This is a genomic window from Streptosporangium sp. NPDC002721, assembly GCF_042888905.1.
Lineage (GTDB): Bacteria > Actinomycetota > Actinomycetes > Streptosporangiales > Streptosporangiaceae > Streptosporangium.
In genome coordinates, this window is the sequence record NZ_JBIAQI010000040.1 from 29,390 (window position 1) to 53,460 (window position 24,071).

Annotated in this window: 19 protein-coding genes and 1 tRNA gene; 11 read left to right on the top strand and 9 right to left on the bottom strand. The window is 71.6% G+C overall.

Annotated elements, in window-relative coordinates; genetic code table 11:
- Nucleotides 1–100 precede the first annotated feature (100 nt).
- The gene (locus tag ACFYWM_RS39825) at nucleotides 101–487 is read left to right on the top strand and encodes a hypothetical protein (protein ID WP_389925482.1); all 387 of its coding nucleotides are present in this window, start codon (nucleotides 101–103) and stop codon (nucleotides 485–487) included.
- Between the two features lie 262 nt (nucleotides 488–749).
- Nucleotides 750–1,928, top strand: coding sequence for an FAD-dependent oxidoreductase (locus tag ACFYWM_RS39830; RefSeq protein ID WP_389925484.1), 1,179 nt, complete (start codon nucleotides 750–752; stop codon nucleotides 1,926–1,928).
- A gap of 48 nt (nucleotides 1,929–1,976) precedes the next feature.
- Here the strand turns inward: ACFYWM_RS39830 and ACFYWM_RS39835 are convergent, their stop codons facing one another.
- A complete protein-coding gene (locus ACFYWM_RS39835) occupies nucleotides 1,977–3,032 on the bottom strand; it encodes an aldo/keto reductase (protein WP_389925485.1) in 1,056 nt (351 codons plus the stop codon).
- Nucleotides 3,033–3,179: 147 nt separating this feature from the next.
- On the opposite strand from ACFYWM_RS39835, the gene ACFYWM_RS39840 reads away from it, so the two are divergent.
- Together ACFYWM_RS39840 and ACFYWM_RS39845 are read left to right on the top strand one after the other, a co-directional pair.
- On the top strand, nucleotides 3,180–3,764 hold the full coding sequence (locus ACFYWM_RS39840) for a TetR/AcrR family transcriptional regulator (RefSeq protein ID WP_389925487.1): 585 nt from the start codon (nucleotides 3,180–3,182) through the stop codon (nucleotides 3,762–3,764).
- A gap of 299 nt (nucleotides 3,765–4,063) precedes the next feature.
- Nucleotides 4,064–4,705 (top strand): tetratricopeptide repeat protein, encoded by a 642-nt coding sequence (locus ACFYWM_RS39845; protein WP_389925490.1) that lies wholly within the window; start codon nucleotides 4,064–4,066, stop codon nucleotides 4,703–4,705.
- Between the two features lie 192 nt (nucleotides 4,706–4,897).
- On the opposite strand, the gene ACFYWM_RS39850 is transcribed toward ACFYWM_RS39845, so the two are convergent.
- Nucleotides 4,898–5,755, bottom strand: coding sequence for an alpha/beta fold hydrolase (locus tag ACFYWM_RS39850; protein WP_389925493.1), 858 nt, complete (start codon nucleotides 5,753–5,755; stop codon nucleotides 4,898–4,900).
- Between the two features lie 440 nt (nucleotides 5,756–6,195).
- A complete protein-coding gene (locus ACFYWM_RS39855) occupies nucleotides 6,196–9,081 on the bottom strand; it encodes a BTAD domain-containing putative transcriptional regulator (protein WP_389925495.1) in 2,886 nt (961 codons plus the stop codon).
- Between the two features lie 515 nt (nucleotides 9,082–9,596).
- On the opposite strand from ACFYWM_RS39855, the gene ACFYWM_RS39860 reads away from it, so the two are divergent.
- The gene (locus tag ACFYWM_RS39860; RefSeq protein ID WP_389925498.1) at nucleotides 9,597–13,268 is read left to right on the top strand and encodes a choice-of-anchor D domain-containing protein; all 3,672 of its coding nucleotides are present in this window, start codon (nucleotides 9,597–9,599) and stop codon (nucleotides 13,266–13,268) included.
- Between the two features lie 186 nt (nucleotides 13,269–13,454).
- Entirely contained in the window at nucleotides 13,455–14,291 is an 837-nt protein-coding gene (locus tag ACFYWM_RS39865; protein WP_389925501.1) for a hypothetical protein, read from the top strand.
- A 24-nt stretch (nucleotides 14,292–14,315) separates the two neighbouring features.
- On the opposite strand, the gene ACFYWM_RS39870 is transcribed toward ACFYWM_RS39865, so the two are convergent.
- Complete coding sequence (locus ACFYWM_RS39870; RefSeq protein WP_389925503.1) at nucleotides 14,316–14,699, bottom strand: hypothetical protein; 384 nt, start codon at nucleotides 14,697–14,699, stop codon at nucleotides 14,316–14,318.
- 458 nt (nucleotides 14,700–15,157) lie between these two features.
- Here ACFYWM_RS39870 and ACFYWM_RS39875 point away from each other — a divergent pair, with 458 nt between their 5' ends.
- Nucleotides 15,158–18,703, top strand: a complete 3,546-nt coding sequence (locus tag ACFYWM_RS39875) for a hypothetical protein (RefSeq protein ID WP_389925505.1) — start codon at nucleotides 15,158–15,160, stop codon at nucleotides 18,701–18,703.
- Nucleotides 18,704–18,790: 87 nt separating this feature from the next.
- On the opposite strand, the gene ACFYWM_RS39880 is transcribed toward ACFYWM_RS39875, so the two are convergent.
- Nucleotides 18,791–18,867: transfer RNA gene (locus tag ACFYWM_RS39880), tRNA-Lys, on the bottom strand.
- 234 nt (nucleotides 18,868–19,101) lie between these two features.
- Between ACFYWM_RS39880 and ACFYWM_RS39885 the strand changes: the two genes are divergently transcribed.
- Nucleotides 19,102–19,470, top strand: coding sequence for a PRC-barrel domain containing protein (locus ACFYWM_RS39885; RefSeq protein ID WP_389925508.1), 369 nt, complete (start codon nucleotides 19,102–19,104; stop codon nucleotides 19,468–19,470).
- Nucleotides 19,471–19,570: 100 nt separating this feature from the next.
- Here the strand turns inward: ACFYWM_RS39885 and ACFYWM_RS39890 are convergent, their stop codons facing one another.
- Nucleotides 19,571–20,170, bottom strand: coding sequence for a hypothetical protein (locus ACFYWM_RS39890; RefSeq protein ID WP_389925511.1), 600 nt, complete (start codon nucleotides 20,168–20,170; stop codon nucleotides 19,571–19,573).
- Between the two features lie 66 nt (nucleotides 20,171–20,236).
- Here ACFYWM_RS39890 and ACFYWM_RS39895 point away from each other — a divergent pair, with 66 nt between their 5' ends.
- Together ACFYWM_RS39895 and ACFYWM_RS39900 are read left to right on the top strand one after the other, a co-directional pair.
- Nucleotides 20,237–20,749, top strand: a complete 513-nt coding sequence (locus ACFYWM_RS39895; RefSeq protein WP_389925513.1) for a DUF6328 family protein — start codon at nucleotides 20,237–20,239, stop codon at nucleotides 20,747–20,749.
- Between the two features lie 22 nt (nucleotides 20,750–20,771).
- A complete protein-coding gene (locus ACFYWM_RS39900; RefSeq protein ID WP_184719841.1) occupies nucleotides 20,772–20,921 on the top strand; it encodes a GPGG-motif small membrane protein in 150 nt (49 codons plus the stop codon).
- Between the two features lie 375 nt (nucleotides 20,922–21,296).
- On the opposite strand, the gene ACFYWM_RS39905 is transcribed toward ACFYWM_RS39900, so the two are convergent.
- Nucleotides 21,297–22,010: a metallophosphoesterase gene (locus ACFYWM_RS39905; protein WP_389925516.1), complete on the bottom strand. Its 714-nt coding sequence runs from the start codon at nucleotides 22,008–22,010 to the stop codon at nucleotides 21,297–21,299.
- A complete protein-coding gene (locus tag ACFYWM_RS39910) occupies nucleotides 22,007–22,252 on the bottom strand; it encodes a BON domain-containing protein (RefSeq protein WP_389925519.1) in 246 nt (81 codons plus the stop codon). The genes ACFYWM_RS39905 and ACFYWM_RS39910 overlap by 4 nt, the downstream gene beginning before the upstream one ends.
- A 158-nt stretch (nucleotides 22,253–22,410) precedes the next feature.
- Here ACFYWM_RS39910 and ACFYWM_RS39915 point away from each other — a divergent pair, with 158 nt between their 5' ends.
- Nucleotides 22,411–23,628, top strand: coding sequence for a glycosyltransferase (locus ACFYWM_RS39915; RefSeq protein WP_389925522.1), 1,218 nt, complete (start codon nucleotides 22,411–22,413; stop codon nucleotides 23,626–23,628).
- A 180-nt stretch (nucleotides 23,629–23,808) separates the two neighbouring features.
- Here the strand turns inward: ACFYWM_RS39915 and ACFYWM_RS39920 are convergent, their stop codons facing one another.
- Nucleotides 23,809–24,060 (bottom strand): DUF4235 domain-containing protein, encoded by a 252-nt coding sequence (locus ACFYWM_RS39920; RefSeq protein WP_329084950.1) that lies wholly within the window; start codon nucleotides 24,058–24,060, stop codon nucleotides 23,809–23,811.
- Between the last annotated feature and the right edge of the window lie 11 nt (nucleotides 24,061–24,071).

Below are 24,071 nucleotides of genomic sequence, written 5' to 3' on the forward strand. Positions count from 1 at the left end.
GCAACTGGCGGGGTGGTGACAAAATCAAGGCTGGACACGGAGCGTGACGACTAATTTACTTTCCGTGACCACTCATGCACCCCCTGCCCCAGGAGACAACATGCGAAGCAGGAAGCTCACGACCGTCGCGTTGAGCGTCGCCGCCGCCGGTGTCGCGGGTCTCACCGCGATGACCGTCGCCGCTCCCGCCACGGCCTCCGTAACCGCCGTTCCCGGCGTCCCCGCTGTCCCCGCGACCGCCGACTTCACCGGCTACCAGCTCGTCAAGCTGCCGAACGCCAACGTACCCAACTTCCAGCGCCGCGTGGTCCGCTGCCCGGCCGGCAAGAAGGTCGTCGGCGGCGGCGCCGAGGCGCAGGGCAACCAGGCCGTGCTGGTGGGCTCCTTCCCCACCGACGACGGCGGCGGCTGGATCGGGCTCGGCCGCCAGCCCGGCTACAACGACGTGGGCATCAGCGTCTACGCGATCTGCGCCAACGTCAGCTGACCACCACCTCCGCCACACCTTCCCCGTGGCGCCTTCCCCCGCTCCTCCTTCCCCGTGACACCTTCCCCCGATGATCACCGTCCCCGTGATCGTCACCGTCCCGCCCAGGCCCCCCTCACCCCCCCGGTGATCGCCGTCCCCCGTGATCACCACCGCCCGATCAGCGTCCCCTGATCGGCGTCCCGAAGGAAAGACCGGCTCCGGCCGGGCCCGGAAGGGTCCGGCCGGAGCCGTTCTCGCGTGGTCACCTAGGATCGCCCCCGTGGGGAACCCCGCCGTCGAGGACGACGACAGCGCCCGAAGGGAAAAGCCGCCGATGAACACCCCTGACCGGATCGAGACGGAGGTCGCGGTGATCGGGGCGGGGCTGATGGGCTCCGCCACGGCGTGGGAGCTCGCCCGCCGGGGCCACGCCGTCACCCTCGTCGAGGCGTACGACGTCGGCCACCGGCGCGGCAGCTCGCACGGCACGTCACGGATCTACCGCCGGGCCTACGGCGACCCGGAGTACGTGCGCCTCACCGGCCTGTCCGGGGAGCTCTGGCGCGAGCTGGAAAGCGACACCGGCACGACGCTGCTCCGCGTCACCGGCGGCGTCGACCACGGCGCGGGGCGCGACCCCGAGGGACTCGCCCGCCTGCTGGCGGAGGCGGGCGTGCCGCACGAGCTGCTCACTCCCGGCGCCGCGACCGAGCGGTGGCCGTTCATGCGCTTCGAGGGACCGGTGCTGCACCACCCGGAGGCGGGTACGGCCGACGCCGACGCGACGGTGGCCGCCGCGGTGAACCGGGCGGCCGAGCTGGGCGCCCGGGTGGTCACCGGTGTGAGGGTCACCGGCGCGGAGCAGCTGCCCGGCGGACGCGTCCGGCTGCGCACCGAGGGCCCGGAGGTGACCGCCGGCACCGTCGTCGTCGCCGCCGGCGCCTGGCTGCCGGAACTCGCCGGACCGCTCGGCGTGCCGGTGGGGCTGCCCCCGCTGCGGGTGACCCAGCAGCAGGTCTTCCACTTCCGCTCGCGCGACCCGGAGGCCCGCTGGCCCATCCTCGTCCACACGGACGGCCCGCAGATCTACGGGCTTCCCTCGGGCGGCGACGGCGGCTCCGAGCCCGCGGTCAAGGTCGCCCAGCACGACGCGGGCAGACCCGTCACCGCCACCACCCGGGACGGCGTCGTCGACCCGGCCTCCCGCGCCGTGGTGACCGACCACGTCCGGAGGTTGCTGCCCGGCCTCGACCCCGCCCCGGTGGCCGAGGCGAGCTGCCTCTACACCATCACCCCCGACGAGGACTTCGTCCTCGACCGCGTCGGCCCCTTCGTCATCGCCTCCCCCTGCTCGGGCCACGGCGCCAAGTTCGCCCCCCTGATCGGCCGGATGACCGCCGACCTCGCCCTCGGCCACACCGATCCCCACCCCCGCTTCGCCCTGCGCCGTTTCTCCTGAAGGACCCGGCCCGCGAAAGACCTGACCCGCGTCCGCCGACGTCGTGGGTCAGGCCACGGGGATCTGCGGGCGGCGGAAGTCGATGTCCGGGCCGCCGAGGACGTGCTGGGTCTGCTCGGCGGCCGACTCGTGCGGCTGGCCCAGCTCCGGACGACCGGCCTCGTCGAGGCGGCGGAACTGCTCGGCGTCGAGGCGCACGTCCAGCGCGCCGAGATAGTCCTCCAGCTGCGCGGGAGTGCGGGGACCGATGATCGGTACGTACCCGGTGGTGGCACGCGCGCCGAGTTCGCGGAGCCACGCCATCGCCACCCGGGCCGACGGGACGCCCAGCTCGGCCGCGATCGCCTGGAGCTCGTCGACCACCCGGGTCTTGCGCGTGGTGTCCTCGGTGTGGACGAGCCGCTGCCAGTCGGTGAGCCGGCCCGCCTCACCGCTGCGGTACTTGCCGGTGAGCAGCCCACCGGCGAGCGGTGACCACAGGGCGGCCCCCAGCCCGAGCGCCTCCGCCATGGGCAGGATCTCCCGGTCGGCCGTGCGCTCCACGAGGCTGTACTCGAACTGCACGGCCGCGATCGGCGCGTGTCCGCGGAGCTCGGAGAGGGTGACGGCGCGGGAGGTGCGCCAGGCCGGGAAGTTGGAGAGGCCCCCGTACAGGATCTTGCCCGCGCGGGTCAGGTCGTCCAGGCCGCGCACGATCTCCTCGACGGGGGTGACCGAGTCGGGGAAGTGGACCCACAGCAGGTCGATCCGGTCGGTCCGCAGCCGCCTCAGGCTCCCCTCGACCGCCTGGACCATGCTCTTGCGGCTGTTGCCCGTCCCCATCACCCCGGCGGCCGGATCGAGACCGTTGGAGAACTTGGTGGCGAGCGTGAAGCGATCGCGCCGCCCGGCGAGCAGCCCCCCGAGATGCTCCTCGGACTCTCCGAACTGGTAGACGTCGGCGGTGTCGACGAAGGTGCCACCGGCCTCGTCGAAGCGGTCGAAGATCTTGGCGATGTCGGCCGTGTCGCTGCCCGAGCCCCACCGGGTGCCGAAGGTGCCGGTGCCGAGGGCGTACTCCGACACCCGCAGGCCGTTGTTGCGGCCGAAGGTCAGATATCGCACGAGTGAACTCCCCTGTGTCTGGAACGGCCGGGACGGAAGGTCACGCGGCGAGCGTGTGCCCGTCGGCGGCACGAGGTAAAACGATCGATTTACTTTCAGACCGTAGCCCACGCGAGGAGCAAAGTAAAACGATCGCTATACTTAGGTGTGGTCACATCACCAGACGCCGAGACCTCCGGAGGCCGGGGAGCGCGCGAGCGGATCCTCAGGACCGCCGCCAGGCTCTTCTACGAAGAGGGCATCCACGCCACCGGCATCGCGCGGCTCACCAAGGCCGCCCACGTGTCGACGCGCACCTTCTACCAGCACTTCCCCAGCAAGAACGCGCTCGTCGAGGAGTACCTGCGCCGCTTCGAAACCGAGGAGGCGCTGCCGCCGGAGCAACAGCTGGACCGCACGGACCTCGGTCCCGCCGAGCGCCTGCTGGCGATCTTCTGCACCGGCCCCCAGACGTCCGTCGTACGCGGTTGCCCGTTCCACAACGCGGCCGTCGAGGCCGCGGGAGAGATGCCGCAGGCCGCCGAGGTGGTGGAGCGGCACAAGAAGAACTTCCTGCGCAGGCTCACCGAGACGGCGTCCGAAGCGGGCGCGCGGGACCCGGAACGGCTGGCCCGCCACCTCGCCGTCGTCTACGAGGGCGGCAGGGCGCTCGCGACCTCGTGCAACGACCTCCGAGCCGTCGAGGACGCCCGGCAGGTCGCCGAGGCCCTTCTCCAGGAGCAACTCCGGTAGAGGCGCACGGCCTGGGCATCCGGCTTCACCCGGACACCCAGGCCGCGTGTTCGCCACGGTGCCGGTTCAGCTGGTCACGGTTGAGCAAGTGCGCTTACAGCGGTTGGGAGCTGGTCGCCCTCCAGCACACCGTGGACGCCCACACACAGATCTCGCAAGGCCCGACGACCATTCCCTCGGCAGGCACCCATAACCCGTCGGCCAAGCTCTCACGGCGGCCGGAAGGCTGGTGTCACACCTCGTCCGGCGCGTACGGTGTTCGGCGCGGCGGGCGGATCCGGACGGACGGGGTTGAGCGGATGAGCGCGGAGGAGAGGCTCGAACGGGCGAGGTTGCTCTACGAGCGTTCGGTCTTCGACGGTGAGGCCGGGGTGCTGGAGATGGCCGACCGGGAGCTGGACGCGGTCGAGGCCGGGCTGGCGCTGGCCCGCGGCCGGATCGTGCACGCGCGCTTCTTCGAGGACGGGAAAGAGGACCCGCGCGAGCCGGCGCTGTTCGAGCGGGCGACGGAGCTCTACCGGGCGCTCGGCGACCCGCGCGGCGAGAGTGAGGCGCTGCTCTGGGTCGGCCTCTTCCATCAGGTCGTCCGCGGGGACGACGAGACCGCGGTCCCGTTCCTCGAACGTTCGCACGAGCTCGCGACGCGGGCCGGTGACAGGCTGCTGATGTCGTACGCGCTCCGGCACCTGGGCACCGCCGAGCACGCCGCCGGGCGGCTGGAGACGGCGCGGGAACGGCTGGAGGAGTCGACGCGGCTCCGCCGGGAGCTCGGTTTCCTGCCGGGGGTCGCCGCGAACCTGGTCGGGCTGATCTACATCGCTACCGCGCAGGGCCGCCGCGACGACGCGCTCGCGCTGGCCGAGGAGGGGGGCGCCCTCGCCGAGGCCTGCGGTGCGAAGAACATCACGCGCCAGATCGAGGAAGCTCGCGCCCAGGTGTAGACGACCCCACCTTCGCAGGCCGTCGAAGCGGCCCGTCGGTGTGGTCCTGCGAAGCGGTTCGCCGAAACGGTTCGCCGAAGCGGCCCGTCGGTGTGGTCCATCGAAGCGGCCCGTCGAAGCGGCCCGTTGGTGTGGTCGCGGCCGTCTCCCGGGCCGGGGCGCCGGGAGACGGCCTCGCCGGACCGCGCGACCTCAGGGGCTGGAAAGCACCTCGTCGAGCTTGGCGGCGAACGCCTCCGGCCGGGTGCCGAAGGCCCCGTGGTCTCCGGGGAACATCACGTGCCGGCCGCCGATCTGTTCGGCGACGACGAAGGAGGCCCGGTAGGGCGGCTGCCCCTCCGACTCCTCGCCCGCGACCATCACGACGCGCGTCGAGGAGGACCGGAGCGCGTCGACGTCGGGAAGGTAGCCGACGAACGGCGGCACCTCGTAGCCGATGAAGAACTCGGTGTTCTTCTCCATCCGGGCCATCGCCTCCGCCATCTCGGGGGTGGGCTCTCCCCGCTCCCCGTGGGTGGCCGCCTCCTCGTGCTCGTGGCCGGTCCTGTCGAACCCGGTGGCGAACGCCCGCATGGCGGCTCCGGCGCCCTCCTTGGCGAAGGCCTCCTCGACGTCGCGGATGACGTCGCGCCAGCGGTCGCGGTCGGGCAGCAGCTCGAAGAGCGGCGGCTCGTGGGAGACCAGGACGCGCACCTGCTCGGGGTGACGGGCGGCCAGCTCCAGGCCGATGATCGCCCCCGAGCTGTTGCCGAAGACGTACGCGGGCTCGTCGGCGGTGACACCCGCCTCCACCAGCACGCGGTGCGCGTCGTCGGCGTGCGTCTCGATGCTCTGCGACTCCGGGGGCCCGTCCAGCGGGCTGCGCGAGTTGCCGCGCCGGTCGTAGGTCACCACCGTGTAGCGGTCGGCGAGCCGCTGGGCCAGCTCGGCGTACCTGGCGGCGTCGTAGATCCCGCCGCAGATCAGCAGCAGGACCGGCCCCGAACCACGCGTCTCGTGGTAGAGGGTCGCGCCGGGCACCTTCAGGGTGTTCGTCTTCGGGGGCTGCATGGTCGTTCCTCCTCGAAAATCGTCGTCCGTCTCGTTCCGTCGATCGCGGAGAATCGGAGTCACGGATGCGTTCTCGACATCCCTGCCCGTAGGACTCGTGGCAGGCCACCCCGGGTTGGCGGCGACCGGGGAACCGCACCGCCACCGCCCTCCTAGCTCCCCTTCGAGGAGGACACCACGACCCCGCCGACCTGGCCGTCATGACGGCCGGAGCGAGGAGGCGCGTCGTAGTGGTGCGGACCCACACTCCTGATGATGCCAGCCGGCACCGACAGTTCCGGGTCCGGAAACAACAGGCGAGGCACCGGGGCGGGCGCTCAGCCGGTCAGGACACACGGTTCGGCGCCCGCGAGCCGGGGGCGCCCTGAAAGCGGGCGCTCAACCGGTCAGGGGGCACGGTTCGGCGCGCCGCCTCCCGGGTGCGTCCGGGAAGCGGGTGATCAGCCGGTCAGGGCGTCCACCTTGGGCTCGGCGGTCCACCGTGAGGCGGTGTGCCGGTCCAGCAGGGCCCGTACCTCGTCGGCCTCGGGCATGTCACGCCGTACGAAGATCTCAAGCGCCTCGGTCAGGCACGCCCCGGCCCGGCCCGGCTGGCCGAGGTAGGAGAACGCCTGGCCGAGCGCGACGAGCGCCTTGCCCTGGATCCACTCGTCGCCCGCCTCCGCCATCAGGCCCAGCGAGTCCTCGGCGCAGTCGACGGCGCGCTCCAGCTGCCCCAGGGCGAGGTGGGTCTCGGCCATCCGCAGCAGCGTCGCCCCCTCCCGGACGCGCTGCTTGATCCTGCGGTACGCCTTCCGCGTCTCCAGGAGCCGGGAGAGCGCCTCCTCGGGGCGCCCGGCGTCGCGCAGCACGACGGCCGACTGGTACATGATGTCGGGATCGGCCCCGCCGCCCAGCTCGCGGATGGTGCGGTCGGCCAGTTCCACGGCCTCCACCGCCTCGGCGGTCCTGTCGGCCGACGCGAGCGCGAGCGCCATGTTGCCCAGGCCGACGGTCTCGCTGCTGCGGTCGCCGAGCCCGCGCCAGACCTCGACCGCCTCGGCGTACAGTGCGATCGCCTCGCTCTTGGAGCCGCGGTTGGAGGCGGCCATGGCCAGCAGGTTGAGGCTCTCCGCGTACCGCGCCAGGTCGTCCTCGGCGAGGCTGAGGTCCCGCGCGGCGAGGCCGTCCTCGGTCGCCGCGTCGAGGAACCAGCGGCTCGTCCAGAACGCGCCGCGCACGCACCGGGCGTGTGCCTCGGCGCGGCGCTCCCCGCGCGCCGCCGCCGCCTCGACGAGGGCCCCGGCCGCCCGCTCGTAGCGCTCGGGGGTCACGTCGGTCTCCAGTACGTCGGACGCCATGTCGAGCAGCCGTGTCGCGTCGGACAGGACGCTTCCCGGGGTCCGGGCGACCTGGTGCACGCAGCTGATCACCCCCTGCTCCTCGTCCTCCGCCCAGCTCACCGCGGCCTCCTTGTCCGCGAAGGAGAGGCCGGGGAAGGACGGCCCCGCGCCGGACACCGGGGCGCCCGGGTAGGTCAGGTGGCCCGGGTAGGTCAGGTGGTGGGCCGCCGTCATGCCGGCGAGGTAGTAGCCGAGCAGCCCGGCCAGCGCGGCTCGCCGGACGTCCTCGTCGTCCGGCCGCGACCGCGCGAAGATCTTGAGGAGGTCGTGGTAGCGGTAGTGGCCGGGAGAGGGCGACTCCAGCATGCTCACGTCCACCAGCGCCTCGCACACCTCCTCGGCGTCCGGCTCCTCCATGCCGAGGACGGCCGCCGCCGCGCCCAGCGAGAAGTCGGCCGCGTCGGGGACGGCGAGCAGCCGGAACGCCGAGGCGTGCGCGGCGTCGAGCTGGTCGTAGCCGAGGGCGAACGTCGCCTCGACGGCCAGGTCGTCCACCCGCAGCTCCGCCAGGCGCCTGCGCTCGTCGGCCATCCGGTCTCGCATCCTGGCCACGCTCCAGGCGGGCCGGGCCGCCAGCCGCGAGGCCACGATCCTGATCGCCAGGGGCAGGTACCCGCACGCCCCGATCAGGTCGGCCGCCGCCTCGGGCTCGACGGCCACCCGCGCCTCCCCGACCACCTTGGCCAGCAGCGTCATCGCCTCGTCGTGCGGCAGCACGCCCAGGTCGACCTGGCGTACGCCGGACAGGCCGACCATCTTCGCCCGGCTCGTCACCATCACCGCGCACCCGGCGGCGCCCGGCAGCAGCGGCCGCACCTGCGCCGAGTTCGCGGCGTTGTCCAGGACGACGAGCACCCGCCGGTCGGCCAGCGTGGAGCGGTACATGGCCGCCCGCTCGCCCAGCTCCTCGGAGTCGGCGGGGACCTCCGCCCCGAGGGAGCGCAGGAACCTGCCGAGCACGGTCTCCGGCGCGAGCGGCTGCGCCCCCGAGCCCCTGAGGTTCACGAAGAGCTGGCCGTCGGGGTAGTCCGGCGCGAGCCGGTGCGCCACGTGGACGGCGAGCGTGGTCTTGCCCATGCCGCCCGCGCCCGACACGGCCGAGATCACCAGCGCCGAGGCGTTCCCCGTCCTGAGGGCGTCGACCATCTCGTCGACCTCGGACTCCCTGCCGGTGAAGTCCGCGGTGTCGGCGGGCAGCTGCCGGGGCACCTGCCTGACGGCCGGGCCCGCCACCTTCGCCTGGCCGAGGGCGGGGTCCGCCGTGATGATCCGCTGGTAGAGGTCCGCCAGCTCGGGCGAGGGGTCGATGCCGAGGCTCTCGGCGAGCAGCTTCCGGGTGTCGGTGAACACGCCGATCGCCTCGGCCTGCCGCCCCGAGCGGTACAGCGCGAGCATCAGCAGGCCGCAGAGCCGCTCCCTGGCCGGGTGCTCCCCGCAGAGCGTGGTCAGCTCGGCGATGACCTCGGTGTGCCTGCCCTCCTCGACCTCCCGGGCGATCCTGCGCTCCAGCACGGCGAGCCGCCGCTCGGTGAGCCGGACCCGCTGCCCTTGGGCGTAGCCGCCCTCCAGCCCGGCGAGGGGCTCGCCCCGCCAGAGCTCCAGGGCCTCGCCGTAGCGCCCCTCGCGGGACAGCTCCTCCATCGTGACCAGGTCGCAGATCCCCCCGGCGAGGGCGTACCCGCTGCCGATCGAGGTGATCGTCTCGCCGCCGAGGGCGGAGCGCAGGCGCGAGATGTACGTGCGCAGGGTGCTCATCGCGGTGCGGGGACGCTCCTCGCCCCAGATGGCGTCGAGCAGGTGGTCGTGGCCGACGGCCCTGCCCTCGGCCAGGAGGAGGACGGCGAGGACCAGCCGCTGCTGGGGAGAGCCGATCTCCACCTCGGCGCCGTCCCGCCAGACGCGTACCGGCCCCAGTATCGAGAACCGCAGTCCGAGATCAGTCATTGACAGCGCTGTCTTTCGTTCGTTCCCCAACAGGCCCATGGAACCGCCGCCGTTCTCCCGCACCGGGGCGCCGTACTCCGGGTCGTTCTCGTCCCGCGGCGCCGTTCCGTGCCGGTCCACCACGACAAGGCATCGTAGGGCAGCACATCGACCTTTGCCGAAAAACCGGCCAAACGCCTCCTGTTTCACATCCGGGATATTTCACCTGTGATCAGGACGGACGCTCCTGGAAGCCGGGCCGCCCGGACCCGCCGGGCCACCCCGGGGAACCGGCCCGCCGCCGAGGGCCGCTTCCAGCGGCGCGCAAGCGGCTTCCGCTTCCGCGCAAGCACTTGCGTGAAACTTTCCGTACAAGAACCAGCGCAACACGGTCGTTACGTTTCATGTATTCGCTGAAATCTTGCAGCAATCTGTTCGTCATTTTAAGGTGTGGGTACCCCCCGGGCACCACCGGCCGGCGTCCCCGACGTTCCGGCCGCGAAGCGTCCGGCTCTTCGAAAGTGAAGGGTCAGCCGATGAAGAAGTCCGGCAGGCTAAAGGCCTGGACCATCGCCACGATCGCGGCGCTGACGGCGGGAGGGCTGGTCTCCTTACCCGTCACCCCCGCCACGGCCGCCGTGAGGGCCGACTCACCGTTCGACTTCCCGGGGCGGGGCGCCACCGTGCCCTTCTTCGAGATAGAGGCCGAGGACACCGCCCACTCGGGCCAGGTGATCGGCCCCGACCGGATCTACGGCCGCCTCCCCTCGGAGGCCTCTGGCCGCAGGGCGGTGACGCTCGACTCCTCGGGTGAGTACGTGGAGTTCACGCTCACCCGCCCGGCCAACGCGATGTCGCTGCGCTACAGCGTTCCGGACAACGCCTCGGGAACCGGCCAGAACACCACCTCCAGCCTGCGGATCAACGGCACGCACCTGAAGGACCTGACCCTCACCTCCAAGTACGGCTGGTACTACGGCGGCTACCCGTTCAACAACAACCCGGGTGACACCAACCCGCACCACTTCTACGACGAGACGCGGACCATGTTCGGGTCCACGCTCGCCGCGGGCGCCAAGGTCCGCGTCCAGCACACCGGCGGCATCCCGGTCACCGTGGACCTCGCCGACTTCGAGGTCGTCGGCGCCCCGATCGGGCGCCCGTCCGGTTCGCTGTCGGTCGACGACTTCGGCGCGATCAAGAACAACACGGGCGTCGACAACACGGCCGCCTTCCAGGCCGCGGTCAACGCGGGCAAGGCCCAGGGCAAGGAGGTCTACATCCCCGAGGGGACGTACAACCTCTACGACCACGTGGTCGTCGACGGGGTCACCCTGCGCGGAGCGGGCCCCTGGTACAGCGTGCTCGGCGGGCGCCACCCCACGCAGCGCAACCGGGCCGTCGGCGTCTACGGCAAGTACGTCCAGGGCGGCGGCTACGGCGGTGAGATCCGCGCCCACGAGGCGGGCGGCCCGAGCCGCAACGTCACGCTCAAGGACTTCGCCATCATCGGCGAGATCATGGAGCGCGAGGACAACGACCAGGTAAACGCCATGGGCGGCGCGATGACCGACTCTGTCGTGGACAACGTGTGGATGCAGCACACCAAGGTCGGCGCCTGGATGGACGGCCCGATGAACAACTTCACCATCAAGAACAGCCGCATCCTCGACCAGACCGCCGACGGCGTGAACTTCCACACCGGCGTCACCAACTCGACGGTCACCAACACGTTCCTGCGCAACACCGGTGACGACGCGCTGGCCATGTGGCCGGAGCGGATCCCGAACGTCGGCAACAAGTTCACGTTCAACACCGTGGGCGTCACGCTGCTGGCCAACAACATCGTGACGTACGGCGGCAGGGACATCCAGATCACCGACAACGTGGTGGCCGACACGGTCAGCAACGGCGGCGGCATCCACATCGCCAACCGCTACCCGGGCGTCAACTCCGGCCAGGGCACCGCGGTCGCCGGAACCCACACCGTCGCCCGCAACACCCTGCTCCGGGCGGGCAACAACGACTTCAACTGGCACTTCGGCGTCGGAGCCCTCTGGTTCAGCGGCCTCAACGAGCCGGTCAACGCCACCATCAACGTCACCGACACCGACATCCTGGACAGCTCGTACGCCGCGATCCACATGATCGAGGGCACCACGAGCACGGTGAACTTCAACAACGTCAACATCGACGGCACCGGCACGTACATGATCCAGGCGCAGTCGGGCGCGAACATGACGTTCAACAACGTCAGTGCCGACCACATCGGCGCGGGCGTGGCCATCCACAACTGTGTCGGCGCGGCCTTCACGCCCGTCTTCGGCACCGGCAACACCGGTTGGAGCCCCAGCAGCACGACCTGCACCGGCACCTGGCCCACGCCGAACTACATCTACCCCGGTGGCGGCGGCAACACCGGCGGCCTGTCCGGCTCCCCGGGCAGCCTGTCCTTCGCCGCGCGCCAGGTCAACACCACCAGCCCCGCGCAGGCCGTCACCATCACGAACGGAGCCGCCACCGCGGCCCCGATCGGCTCGGTGACCGCCACCGGCGACTACGCCCAGACCAACAACTGCGGCAGCTCCCTGGCCGCGGGCGCGACCTGCACGGTGAACGTCACCTTCAGGCCGACCGCGACGGGCACCCGTACCGGCACGCTCACCGTCGCCAGCAGCGCCCAGGGCGGCCCGGTGACCGTGAGCCTGTCCGGCAGCGGCACCAACGGCGTCGCCCTGACCGCCTCCCCGGGCAGCCTTTCCTTCGGGGCACGCCAGGTCGGCGCCACCGGCCCGGCGCAGGCCGTCACGGTCACCAACACCGGCACCGCCGCCGCGACGCTCGGCACGGTCGCCACCACCGGCGACTACGCCCAGACCAGGACCTGCGGCACCACCCTCGCCGCCGGAGCCTCCTGCACGATCAACGTCACCTTCGTCCCCACCGCCTCGGGCACCCGTACGGGCACCCTGACCGTCGCGAGCAACGACCCGAACAGCCCGCTCACGGTCGGCCTGAGCGGCAGCGGCATCGGCTCGACCACCAACCTCGCGCTCGGCGCGACGCTGACGGCGAGCAGCTCCAACGGCGGCTTCCCGCCGGGCAGCGCCAACGACGACAACGCCTCCACCTACTGGGAGTCGAACAGCAACGCCTTCCCGCAGTGGCTGCAGGCCGACCTCGGCAGCGCGCAGAACGTCGGCTCCGTCACCCTGAAGCTGCCGCCGCCGGCCGCGTGGGCGACCAGGACGCAGACCCTCTCGGTCCAGGGCAGCACCAACGGCACCACCTGGACCACGCTGAAGCCCTCCGCCGGATACACCTTCAACCCGGGCACCGGCAACAGCGTCACGATCCCGCTGACCAGCTCGTCCGTGCGCTACGTCCGGATCAACGTCACCGCCAACACCGGCTGGCCCGCGGCCCAGATCTCGGAGTTCCAGATCTTCCCGGGTGGCGGCAACCCCACGCCGACCGTGTCGCTGGCCGCCTCCCCGGTCAGCCTGACGTTCGCCGCCAGGACGGTCGGCAGCACCAGCCCGGCGCAGGCGGTGACGGTCACCAACACCGGCACCGGGTCGGCGACGCTCGGCACGGTCGCCACCACCGGCGACTACGCCCAGACCAGGACCTGCGGCACCACCCTCGCCGCCGGAGCCTCCTGCACCGTCAACGTCACCTTCACCCCCACCGCGACGGGCACCCGTACGGGCACCCTGAGCGTGGCGAGCAACGACCCGAACGGGCCGCTGACCGTGGCCCTGACCGGGACCGGCGGCTCGGCGCCCGTCACCAACCTGGCGCAGGGCAGGCCGACCACGGAGACCAGCCACGCCGACGTGTACGGCTCGGGCAACGTCGTGGACGGCAACGCGAACAGCTACTGGGAGTCGAACAGCAACGCCTTCCCGCAGTCGGTCACGGTCGACCTCGGCTCCACGCAGAGTGTCGGCCGCGTCGTCCTCAAGCTGCCCCCGGCCACGGCCTGGGCCACCCGCACCCAGGCGGTCGCCGTCCTGGGCAGCACCGACGGGACGAACTTCACCAACGTCGTCGGCTCCGCGACCTACACCTTCAACCCCGCCACCGGGAACACGGCCACCATCACCTTCCCGGCCACCAGCAGGCGCCACCTGCGCCTGACCTTAACCGCCAACAGCGGCTGGCCCGCCGGCCAGCTCTCCGAGTTCGAGGTCTACGCCTCGTAGGCTCGTAGACGACTCGGGCACCGGATGGGGCAAACACCCTCCATCCGGTGCCTTTCTCGTCTCAGCTGACAAACAACCGCCACTCTCACAAGACGGAACCGACGCACAGATCGGGCTTTTACTGTCAACCAAACCACCTCCCCCACCGTCCCCCTTGTGCCCCATCTGTCGTAAGCAGGAGGCGACGTGCGCGTCCGTTCGGTTCTCTCAGTCGCCGCCCTGGCCGGGGGCCTGGTGCTCCTCTGGCACCCCCTCCCCTCCTCGGCGGAGCGGGACGTGGTGGCCGCGGCCGACATCGTGGAGTACGAGTGCACCACCGACGGCGTCACCGAGAAGCAGACCATCGAGATCAACGTCGAGATGACGATGCCGGCCACCGCCACCACGGGACAGCAGTTCACGATCGGCTGGCGCGGCACCTACTCCGGCACCGGGCTGACGGCGCCCGCCGCGGGACTGCCCGAGGGCACCAAGCTGTACGCGTACGCCTCCATCAGCGACCTTCCCGGGCTCACCTCCGCCACCGGGACGGGCACCCTCGCCGCGGTCGACGCGGGTCAGCCCATCACGCTGCCGACGACCGCCGTCTCCCTCGCGGCGACCTCGTCCAGTCCGGGCACCGCGACGATACGGCCGGCCGCCATCAACTTCGGGACCCTGCCCACCAACCCGCTGATCGAGTGCGAGTCCCTGAACAGGGACGCCCTGATGACCTACTCCCTCACCGTCTCCGGGGGCGGCCAGGAGACCGACCCCGATCCGACGGACACCGCCACGGATCCCGTCAGCCCGCCCCCGGCAGCCGATGACACCGGGACTGACGAGACCGCCCCGGACCCGGACGACGCGGACGGCGCGATCGACGAGACCCCGGCCGGGGCGGCCGACACCGGGGGCGGCGGCGAGAGCGGCCCCGACGGGCGGGTGCTCGTGCTCACCGGCTCCCTGGTCACCCTCGGCGCCGCCTCCGGACTGCTGCTGCGCCGCCGCGGCGCCAGGACGGCCATGGGCCGGCGTGCCTGACACGCCCGGGTGGAGGCACAGGTCCTACCGCTTGTTACACCGCGCGGGCCTCTTCTCGTTGAGATAGACCTCGTACACGCGGCGGTTCCCCAGCCCGAAGGAGTCCCCGTCACAGAAGTAGCGAGGCGCGTATTCGATGCTGTAGACGGCGCCGGACCAGCCACCCGCCGAGAACGAGTTGGATATGACGGAGGGGACGAGTTTCTGCCCGTGGCAGTTCCACTTCAGATCGCCCCCGTAGGTGTGCAGAACCGCGTAGGTGCTCTGGCAGCCGAGGGCCGAGGTGGAATCGGCCGACACGGGAGTCGTCACGGCACTGGCGGTCACGGTGGCGAGGGCGGCCGCGGCCGCGAAGCCCTTCAACAACATTCGCGGCCTCCGGTGTTTCGCGTCGACGGTCAGGGACATTGGCGCTTCCTTTCTGAGAGACGGGGAACCGATTCCCGGTTCGGACGCCGCCGTCCGCGTCACGGCCGGCGACCTCCCCAGTTGTAGTGGCCCCATTGGTTGTCCAGGGGAGATGAATCGACCGGACAAACAACGCGCGGTTCGGCAAGGCGGATGACCTGCGGCGGGAACACCTTTGAAGCGTTGTCCGGAATCTCGCGACCGGCCCGATTGACCAGCAGGAAGACAGGCGTCAACATTGCGGGTCAAGCTTGTCTCGCGACACATGATCTGCCGATGACGCTTTGTGACGACGGTCGACCTCGACTGTCATTGAGGATGAGGCGATGGGACGTCCCGAGCGTGCGCTGGACCCGGAGAACGATCCGCTTCACCGGTTCGCGTCAGAGCTCAGGAAACTGAGAACGAAGGCGGGTAGACCCAGTTATCGGCAGCTTTCCAAGCGTGCGCATTTCTCCGTGACGGCCCTGTCGGAGGCGGCCGGTGGAATGGTCGTCCCGAGCCTCGCGGTCACGCTCGCGTATGTCGAGGCGTGCGACGGCGATCGCGACGAGTGGGAGAGCCGTTGGCACGCGCTGATGGACGCGCTCGCCCCGGCCGATCCCGCCCCCGAGGAGGGCACGGCTCCCTATCTGGGGCTGGCGCCGTTCGGGCCGGAGGACGCGCCCCTGTTCTTCGGACGCGAACGTCTGGTGCGCCAACTGCGCGAACGGCTGGCCGGCTCCTCCTTCCTGGCGTTGTTCGGCCCCTCGGGAGCCGGGAAGTCGTCGGTCCTGCGGGCGGGCCTGACACCGGCCCTCACGGGAGCCGGGGCGGAGGAGGACGGCGGCGAATGGCTGGTCGTCCCGTTCACCCCCGGCGAGCGGCCGCTCCGGCACCTGTCCATCCGCCTGGCCGACGCGCGGGGCCTCGTGGCCGGGCCGGTCCACGAGGCGCTCGCCGCCTCACCCGACGCCGTCCGCACGCTGTGCGCCCAGACCCTGAGCGGCCGGGCGGACGGAACCCGCCTGGCGATCGTCGTCGACCAGTTCGAGGAGACGTTCACCCTCTGCCACGACGAGCGTGAGCGCCGCGGCTTCGTCGCGGCGCTCCTGGCCGCCGCCCGCGAACCCCGGGTGCATGTCGTGCTCGGGGTGCGCGCCGACTTCTACGGACACTGCAGCCACTACCCCGCGCTCGTGTCCGCGCTGCAGGACAACCAGGTGCTGATCGGGCCGATGGACGACGACGAGCTGCGTGCCGTCGTCACCGGCCCCGCCAGGCACGCGGGGGTGAAGGTCGACCCGGAGCTGGTGGGCCTGGTCGTGGACGGGGCGAGCGGACAGGTGGGCGCGCTGTCGCTGGTCTCGCACGCCCTCCTGGAGACCTGGCGCCGCCGTACGGGCGAGTCGCTCACCGTGGCCGCGTTCCGGGCGACGGGCGGCCTGCGCGGCGCGATCTCACAGACCGCCGAGCGCGTCTACGGCGAGCTCGACCCGGACGAGCGGGACGTGGCCAAAGGCGTGTTCCTGCGGCTGACCATGCCGGGGGACGGGACCGAGGACACCCGCAGGCGCGCGCCCCGCGCCGAACTGGAGGCGAGCCACCGGGGAGGGCGGGCGGCCAGGGTGCTCGACACGTTGATCACCGCGCGGCTGGTCACCGCCGAGGAGAACGGCGTGACCATCGCGCACGAGGCGTTGATCAGGGGCTGGCCCCGGTTACGGGCCTGGCTGGAGGAGGACCGCGAGCGGCTGCACGCCCACCGGCGGCTGGCCGAGGCCGCCGCCGAATGGGACCGGAACGGCCGGGACGAGGCGTTCCTGTATCGCGGGACGCGCCTGGCGAACCGGCACGAGCACCCGGTGGACGCGCTCAGCACCCTCGAACGCGATTTCCTCGACGCGGGCACGCGCCGGGAGGCGGCCGAGTCGGCCGGCCGGCGGCGGCGCGCGCGCCTGGCCCTGACCGTGCTCGCCGCGACGACCGCCGTGGTCAGCGTGCTGGCCGGTGTCGCCGTGTTCCAGGGTCGCCAGGCCCGGGAGCAACGGGACGTGGCACTCTCCCGCCAGCTCGCGGCCGAGGCGCGCGCCGAGCTGGAGCTGAACCCCGAGCGCGGGCTGGGTCTCGCGCGACGGGCGTACGGGCTGTGGCCGACGGCCGAGGCGGAGTCGGTCCTGCGGCAGGGCGTCGTCGAGGACCACCTCCTGGCGACGTCACCCGGGCTGGGGCGGGCGATGGGCGTGGCGTTCAGCCCGGACGGCGACCGCCTGGCCGCCAGTTCGGCCGACGGTCTGGTACGGGTGTGGCCGTGGGTCGCGGGCGGCCTGTCCGCCGGGCCGCCGGCCGTGCTTCGCGGGCATCGCGGCGAGGCGTTGAGCCCGAAGTTCAGCCCGGACGGGCGACGGCTCGCGGTCCCGGGGACCGATGAGACGATCCGGATCTGGGACCTGTCCGGCGGCGCGGCGCCCGTCGTGCTCTCCGGGCACGACGGGCCGGTGTGGAACGCCGCGTTCAGCCCCGACGGGCGGCGCGTGGCCAGCGCCGGGGAGGACGGCACGATCCGCCTCTGGGACTCCGGCGGCGCGGGCGCCTCGCGGGTCCTCCGCGGGCACGAGGGGCAGAGCACGACGGTGGCGTTCAGCCCGGACGGGCGCGTGCTGGCCAGCGCCGGCCACGACGCGACCGTACGCCTGTGGGACCTGAGGGGGCGCGGCGAGCCCCGGGTGCTGCGAGGGCACACGGCGGCGATAAAGACCGTGGCGTTCAGCCCGGACGGGCGTCTGCTCGCCAGCGTGAGCATCGACGGCACGGCGCGCGTCTGGCAGGCCGAGGGCGACCTGCCGCCCGTCGTGCTGCACGGGCACGAGGGCGCGGTGGAGGGATTGGCCTTCAGCCGTGACGGGCACCGCCTCGCCACCACCAGCGACGACGCCACGATCCGCCTGTGGTCCCCGAGCGGCGACGGGGATCCGCTCGTGCTGCGCGGCCACGACAGGGTCGTGTGGGGCGCGGCGTTCAGCGCCGACGGGACCAGGCTGGTCTCCGCGGGCGACGACGGGACGGTACGCGTCTGGGACCCCAGGGGCATGGGTCTCGTCTCGGTGCTGCGCGGCCACGAGAAGGAGGCGTGGGAGGTGGCGTTCGGCCCCGGCGACCGGCGGGTGTTCAGCGGCGGCGTGGACGGCACCGTGCGCAGCTGGGACCTGCGGACCGGCACGCACCGGGTGCTCGACCGGCACGACGGCGAGGTGGCGGGCGTGACCCTGAGCCGCGACGGGCGGCGCGTGGCCGGCGCCGGAACGGACGGCACGATACGGGTCACGGACGCGGACGGCGACGCGAGGCCCGTGGTGCTGCGCGGCCACACGAGCGCGGCGTGGAAGGCCGCGTTCAGCCCGGACGGCCGGTGGCTGGCCAGCGCCGGCCATGACGCCACGCTGCGGGTCTGGGACCTGACCGGCGCGAGAGCGCCGCTGGTACGGCGGGCGGACACCGTCCAGATCCGCTACGTCGACTTCAGCCCCGACGGGCGTCGTGTGGTGACCGGAGGAGCGGACGGCACCGTACGGATATGGGACCCCCACCGCGACCTTCCCCCGCTGGTCCTGCGCGGTCACCGGGGTCTCGTCTGGGCGGTCGCCCACAGTGCCGACGGGCGGCTCCTGGCCAGCGCGGGCACCGACGGCACCGTCAGGATCTGGCCCGCCTCCGGCAGGGGGGCTCCCCTGGTGTTACGCGGCCACCAGAGCATGGTGTGGTCCGTCGCCTTCAGCCCCGACGGGCGGTGGGTGGCGGGTACGGGACACGACGGGACGGTCCGGATCTGGCGCACCGACGTGGCCGCGCCCCCCATGACGGTGGGCGGCTTCGCCGCCACCGCGGAGAGCGTCGAGTTCTCCCATGACGGGAGGCTGCTGGCCACCGCGCACGGGGACGGCACCGTGCGCCTGTGGCGCTGCACCGCGTGCGAGCCGATCGACGACCTGCTCGCCCGCGTCGACCGGAGGCTCGCGAGGGGATGACACCGCGGCGAACGGCGGCGCGGCCCGCCGGTGATGCGCCGAAGGCGGGTGGAAACCAAAAAACCGCAGGTCGTCGACCTGCGGTTCTGGTGCGCCGCCAGGGACTCGAACCCCGGACCCGCTGATTAAGAGTCAGCTGCTCTAACCAACTGAGCTAGCGGCGCTTGACTTCGACAAGCTTACCGGACCCGGCACGGTGGTCCGTACATGAGCGGATATATGCCGCCAAAGAGCATCGGGCGGTGGGCGAGACTCCGCGACGACCTGGGAATCCGGGGGGAAACGCAGGCGTACGAACGGTGTTCCGTACCCGCTGACTTGGGGAAATGCCGTTTAGGGCTCCTCGCTCGGGTAGATGGCCGGAGCCCGGAGTATCAAGTCAAGGGAGATGTTCGATCATGCAACCTGAGCTCTGGAACTATCGGGACGACGTGTACGGCCAGGACAGGACGCTCGACGTCGCCGGCTACCACGTCGAGGCCACCGACGGGAAGATCGGCTCCATCGACGAGGCGACGTACGAGGTCGGCGAGAGCTACCTCGTCGTCGACACGGGCCCGTGGATCTTCGGCAAGAAGGTCCTGCTGCCCGCGAGCACGGTGACGCACATCGACCCGCAGGAGAAGAAGGTCTACGTCGCGCGCACCAAGCAGGAGATCAAGGACGCCCCCGAGTTCGACGAGTCGAGCTTCAGGGAGCCCGCGTACCGCGACCGGGTCGGCGAGTACTACGGCCGCTTCCCCTTCGGCGGCCCCGGGACCCTCTGACCCGCGAGCTTCGGCCCCTGTACGCGGCAAGGAGAGACGAGCGACGGAAAGGCCCCGCCGGGAACGGCGGGGCCCTTCGCGTGCGCGGGGCGGTCGTGCCTCAGGGCCAGGTCGGGTCACCCGAGGCGTCGATGGGGCCGTGGATGACGTCCAGGCGCTGGAGGAGGATGAGAAAGGTCGAGGCGTAGGGCGAGTCCTGGACGACGGCGGCGACGCGGTCCCAGTCGACCTGCTCGCGCAGGGCGCGGATCTGGGGCAGCAGGGAGCCGTAGTCGCAGCTGTGCTCGGAGAGCGGCAGCAGCCACGAGATGACCAGGTCGGTGGCCTCCAGGACGGGCAGGATCACCGCCGAGGCCTTCATCGGCTCGGCCCGCTTCAGCAGCTCGGGGGTGACCGGGTGGTCGCAGATCGAGAAGATCAGATCCACCAGCCTGCCCTCGTCGAAGGCCTTGACCAGCCAGTCCTCCGGCGGCTGCCTGGACGTCTCGAACCCCAGCTTGCCCAGCGCCTCGAGCGCGAGCGGCACGTCCTCCTGGGGGAGGACGAAGTCGACGTCGTGGAGTGAGGGGGCGGCTCCGCGCGCGTAGGCCGCACAGCCCCCGGCGAGTGCGAACCTGACGTCCGCGTCCTTCAGACCGCTGCTCGCTCGCTTCAGCGTTTCCAGAATCGCATCGGTGACCTCGTGACTGTGGCTTCCCATAGCCCACGCGTACCCCGTAGCTCCCCAGGTAGGCATGCCAAACCTTTCCTTGGGTAAACGGAGCGCATGATTCTTCCCGAAGATGTGCAAAGAGAGCATCCCGAACCCGGAGAGACACGCAAGGAACGCGTTGACCGCGAACTCGGCGAGTTGTTACAGGGCCTGCGCGTCGCCGTCACCGGCGTGCAGGTGCTGTTCGCCTTCCTGTTGACGCTGCCGTTCGCGGCGGGCTTCAACAAAGTGGACGCCCTGGGGCACTGGCTGTTCTTCATCGCCCTGCTGAGCGCGGCCGTCGCGTCCGTCTGCTTCATCACCCCCGCCGCCCAGCACCGCCTGCTGTTCAGGACCGGGCTGAAGGAGAGGATGCTGCACCGCGCCAACGCCCTCGGGATCGCGGGGGCCGCCGGGCTCGCGGTCGCGATGACGAGTTCGATCGCGCTCGTCGCGGAGACGGTGCTCAACGCCTGGCCGGCGGCGTTGTTCGCCGGGGTCGTGGCCCTGCTGAGCGCCTGGTTGTGGTTCATCCAGCCCATCGTTGATCTGTACAGAACCAAGGATGATGAAGATGTTAAGTCGTGAATTGTGAGGGCAGAGGCCGGTTATGGCTACCTTGCTTTGGATCATCGCAGTTGTTCTCGTCATCTCCGGGATCTACGTCATCCTGGCCCGTCGCGACCTCCTCTGGGGGATCGTCCTGATCGTCCTCGGCTTCCTCGTCGGCCCCGGGGGCGTGAGCATCTTCAATGTCTGACGCGGGCCCGGCGCTCGCGACAGCACACGACCGGTGCGAGCCCAGCGCTCGCACACCGCCCAGGTGCGGGCCGTCCGACCCGCACGTCGTTCCGTACGGCCCGATGACCGTACGCCGTCCGGTGCGGGCCCGAGGCCGGCACACCTCTCGACGCGAGCCCCACGCTCGCGAGAACGTCGGGAGCATCTCGTAATCCTGTAAGAAGCACGTAAGCGCCCCGAACTCCCACAGAAGCCTCGCGGGCCGGGTATCCCCCGGCCCGCTTCTTCATGTCCGGGGCCTGTTCGCCGGCGCGTCGCCCGGCGCCTCGGCCTCTCGGCGGCCTCGGCGCCTCGGGGCCTCGGGCGACCCCGACCTCAGAGGAGATACACGCCCTCAGAGGAGATAGACGCCGTACGCCCGGCCCAGCACCGGCAGCGCCACGTTGCGCACCCTGATGCCTCCGGGCGTCACGCCCTTCTCCGTACCGGCGTGGGCGTGACCGTGGACGATCAGGTCGGCGCCCTCGGCGTCGACCGCCTCGGCCAGCAGATAGCTGCCGAGAAAGGGGTAGATCTCCAGCGGCTCCCCGGCCAGGGTGTCCTTGACCGGCGAGTAGTGGGACAGCACGACCCTGCGGTCGGCCTGCAGCTCCTTCAGGGCCACCCGCCAGCGTTCGGCGATCCGCTTGGTGTGCCCGACGAACGCCTTGATCTCGGGCTCGCCGAAGTCGCTGGCGCACTTGCCCGCGTACCCACCGCCGAAGCCCTTGCCGCCGACCACCCCGAGCCGCATCCCGTCGACGTCGAGCACCGTCGCGTCGTCGTGCAGGACCTCGATCCCGGTGTCGCGCAGCAGGGCGGCGATCTCGGCGGGCCGGTCGGAGTGGTGATCGTGGTTGCCGAGCACCGCCACCACCGGGATCGGCAGGTCGCGGAACTCGTCCGCCACCACCCGCGCCTCCTCCATGGTGCCGTGCCGGGTCAGGTCCCCGGCGAGCAGCAGGACGTCGGCCTTCTCCCCGATGTCGTGGAGGTGCTCGCGGTAGCTTCCCCTGCGGCTCTCGTCCAGGTGTACGTCCCCGACCGCCGCGATCCGCACGTCTCTCACAGTCTCTCCTCCCCCACCGGGTCCCGCATGTCCACGACGTCTATCTCGTTGCGGACGTCCAGCCCGGGGGCCGCCTCACCGGCCACTTCGGCGATCAGCTCGCTGCGGTCGGCGCTGACGACCTGGCCGCGCAGGTAAAGCTGATCACCCCGTATGTCCACCCGGATGCCGAGTTCCGTGGTTCTCTCGTCCTCGGCGAGCGCGCGTTGCACGCGCGCCGCGACGTACTGGGGAGCCTCCATCGTCGAACTCCTTTCCGTCCCAAAACTGCTCGCCTTCCCGTGAATCCCAAGGTCAAACACGTTTAAAGTCCCCCGCCAGGGCAGGGCAGAACGGTATGCCCAGGACGCAGGCACGCCTGCCCCGTACACCCGGTGGAGACGTGTCCATGAAGATCGCGATGGTGTCAGAGCATGCGAGCCCCCTCGCGACCGTCGGCGGAGCCGACGCGGGGGGACAGAACGTCCACGTCGCCGCCCTCTCCCGCGCGCTCGCCGCGCGCGGGCACGAGGTGACCGTCTACACCCGCAGGGAGTGCCCCTCCCAGCCTGAGGAGATCTCCCTCACCCCCGGGGTCACCGTGGTCCACGTCCCCGCCGGACCCGCGATGACCCTGGCCAAGGACGATCTGCTCCCCTGGATCCCGGACTTCGGCCGGTGGCTCGCCAGGCGGTGGAGCGCCGCGCCACCCGACATGGTCCACAGCCACTTCTGGATGAGCGGCCTGGCCGCCCTGGCCGCCGCGAGGGACGCCGCGGTCCCCATCGTGCACACCTTCCACGCCCTCGGTACGGTCAAGCGCCGCCACCAGGGCCCGGCCGACTCCAGCCCGCGCGAGCGCCTCAAGATCGAGGCGATGGTCGCCTCCCAGGTGGACGCGGTCGTCGCGACCTGCGCCGACGAGGTGCTGGAGTTGCGCAGGATGCGGATTCCCCGGCACCTGACGAGGGTCGTGCCCTGCGGCGTCGACGTGGGCTCCTTCACCCCTTCCGGCCCGAGGAGGGACCTCGGTCCGGGCCCGGTCCTGCTCGCCCTCGGCCGTCCCGTCCCCCGCAAGGGCGTGGACACCACGATCCGCGCCCTCGCCCGCATCCCCGGTGCCACCCTGGTCGTCGCGGGAGGCGACCTGGACGACCCGGAGGTCGAGCGGCTCTCGCTCGTGGCCGCCGAGTGCGGCGTGGCGGACCGCGTCAGGTTCCTCGGCAAGGTGGGCAGGGAGAGCGTCCCCACCCTGATGCGCTCGGCGGACGTCGTGGTCAGCATGCCCTGGTACGAACCGTTCGGCATCGTGCCCCTGGAGGCCATGGCCTGCGGGGTGCCGGTGGTCGCGTCCGCGGTGGGCGGGCACCTGGACACCGTCGTCCCCGAGGTCACCGGCCTGCTGGTCCCGCCGCGTGAGCCGCACGCGCTGGGCGGCGCGCTGCGCCGGCTGCTCGCGGCACCGTCCCTGCTGGCGGCCTACGGGGCCGCGGCCGCCGCCCGGGCGCGCTCACGCTACGACTGGCACCGGATCGCCGCCCAGACGTCCGCCGTGTACGCGGAGGTGCTCTCCTCCCGCGTCCCGGCGCGACGGGCTGACGGAGCCCTCGAAGCCCATGCCTGCCCCGGAGCCGCCTGACGGACCGGCCCTCCCGTCCCGGCCACCGGCCGGGACGGGAGGGCCTTGGAAACGGCCCCGGCCCCGGACGCGCGGAGGCCCCCGGGTCCCGCGGACGGGATCGGGGGCCTCCGCACGAGGTCCGTCGCCGGTGACGGACCACCGGCAGGCCGGTGACGGGCCGCTGGCGGCCCTATCGGTTCACTTGCCGGTGGCTCTGTGGATGCTCCGGGACGCCGAACGGTCGATCGCGGCCTTGACCACGCCGAAGATGGCGCCCTGGATGGCCGACGCCACGAGGATCTCTCCCCAGCCGTACTCGTCCGACGTCGCCTGGGGGGCGTCGTCCTTGCCCGACGCGAGCTTCCAGACCTGCTTGAAGATGACCCCGGCGATCGCGCCACCGAGCATTCCGCTCACGGCGCTCGCGCCGCGGGATACGACTCTGCTCACGTCATGTCCTC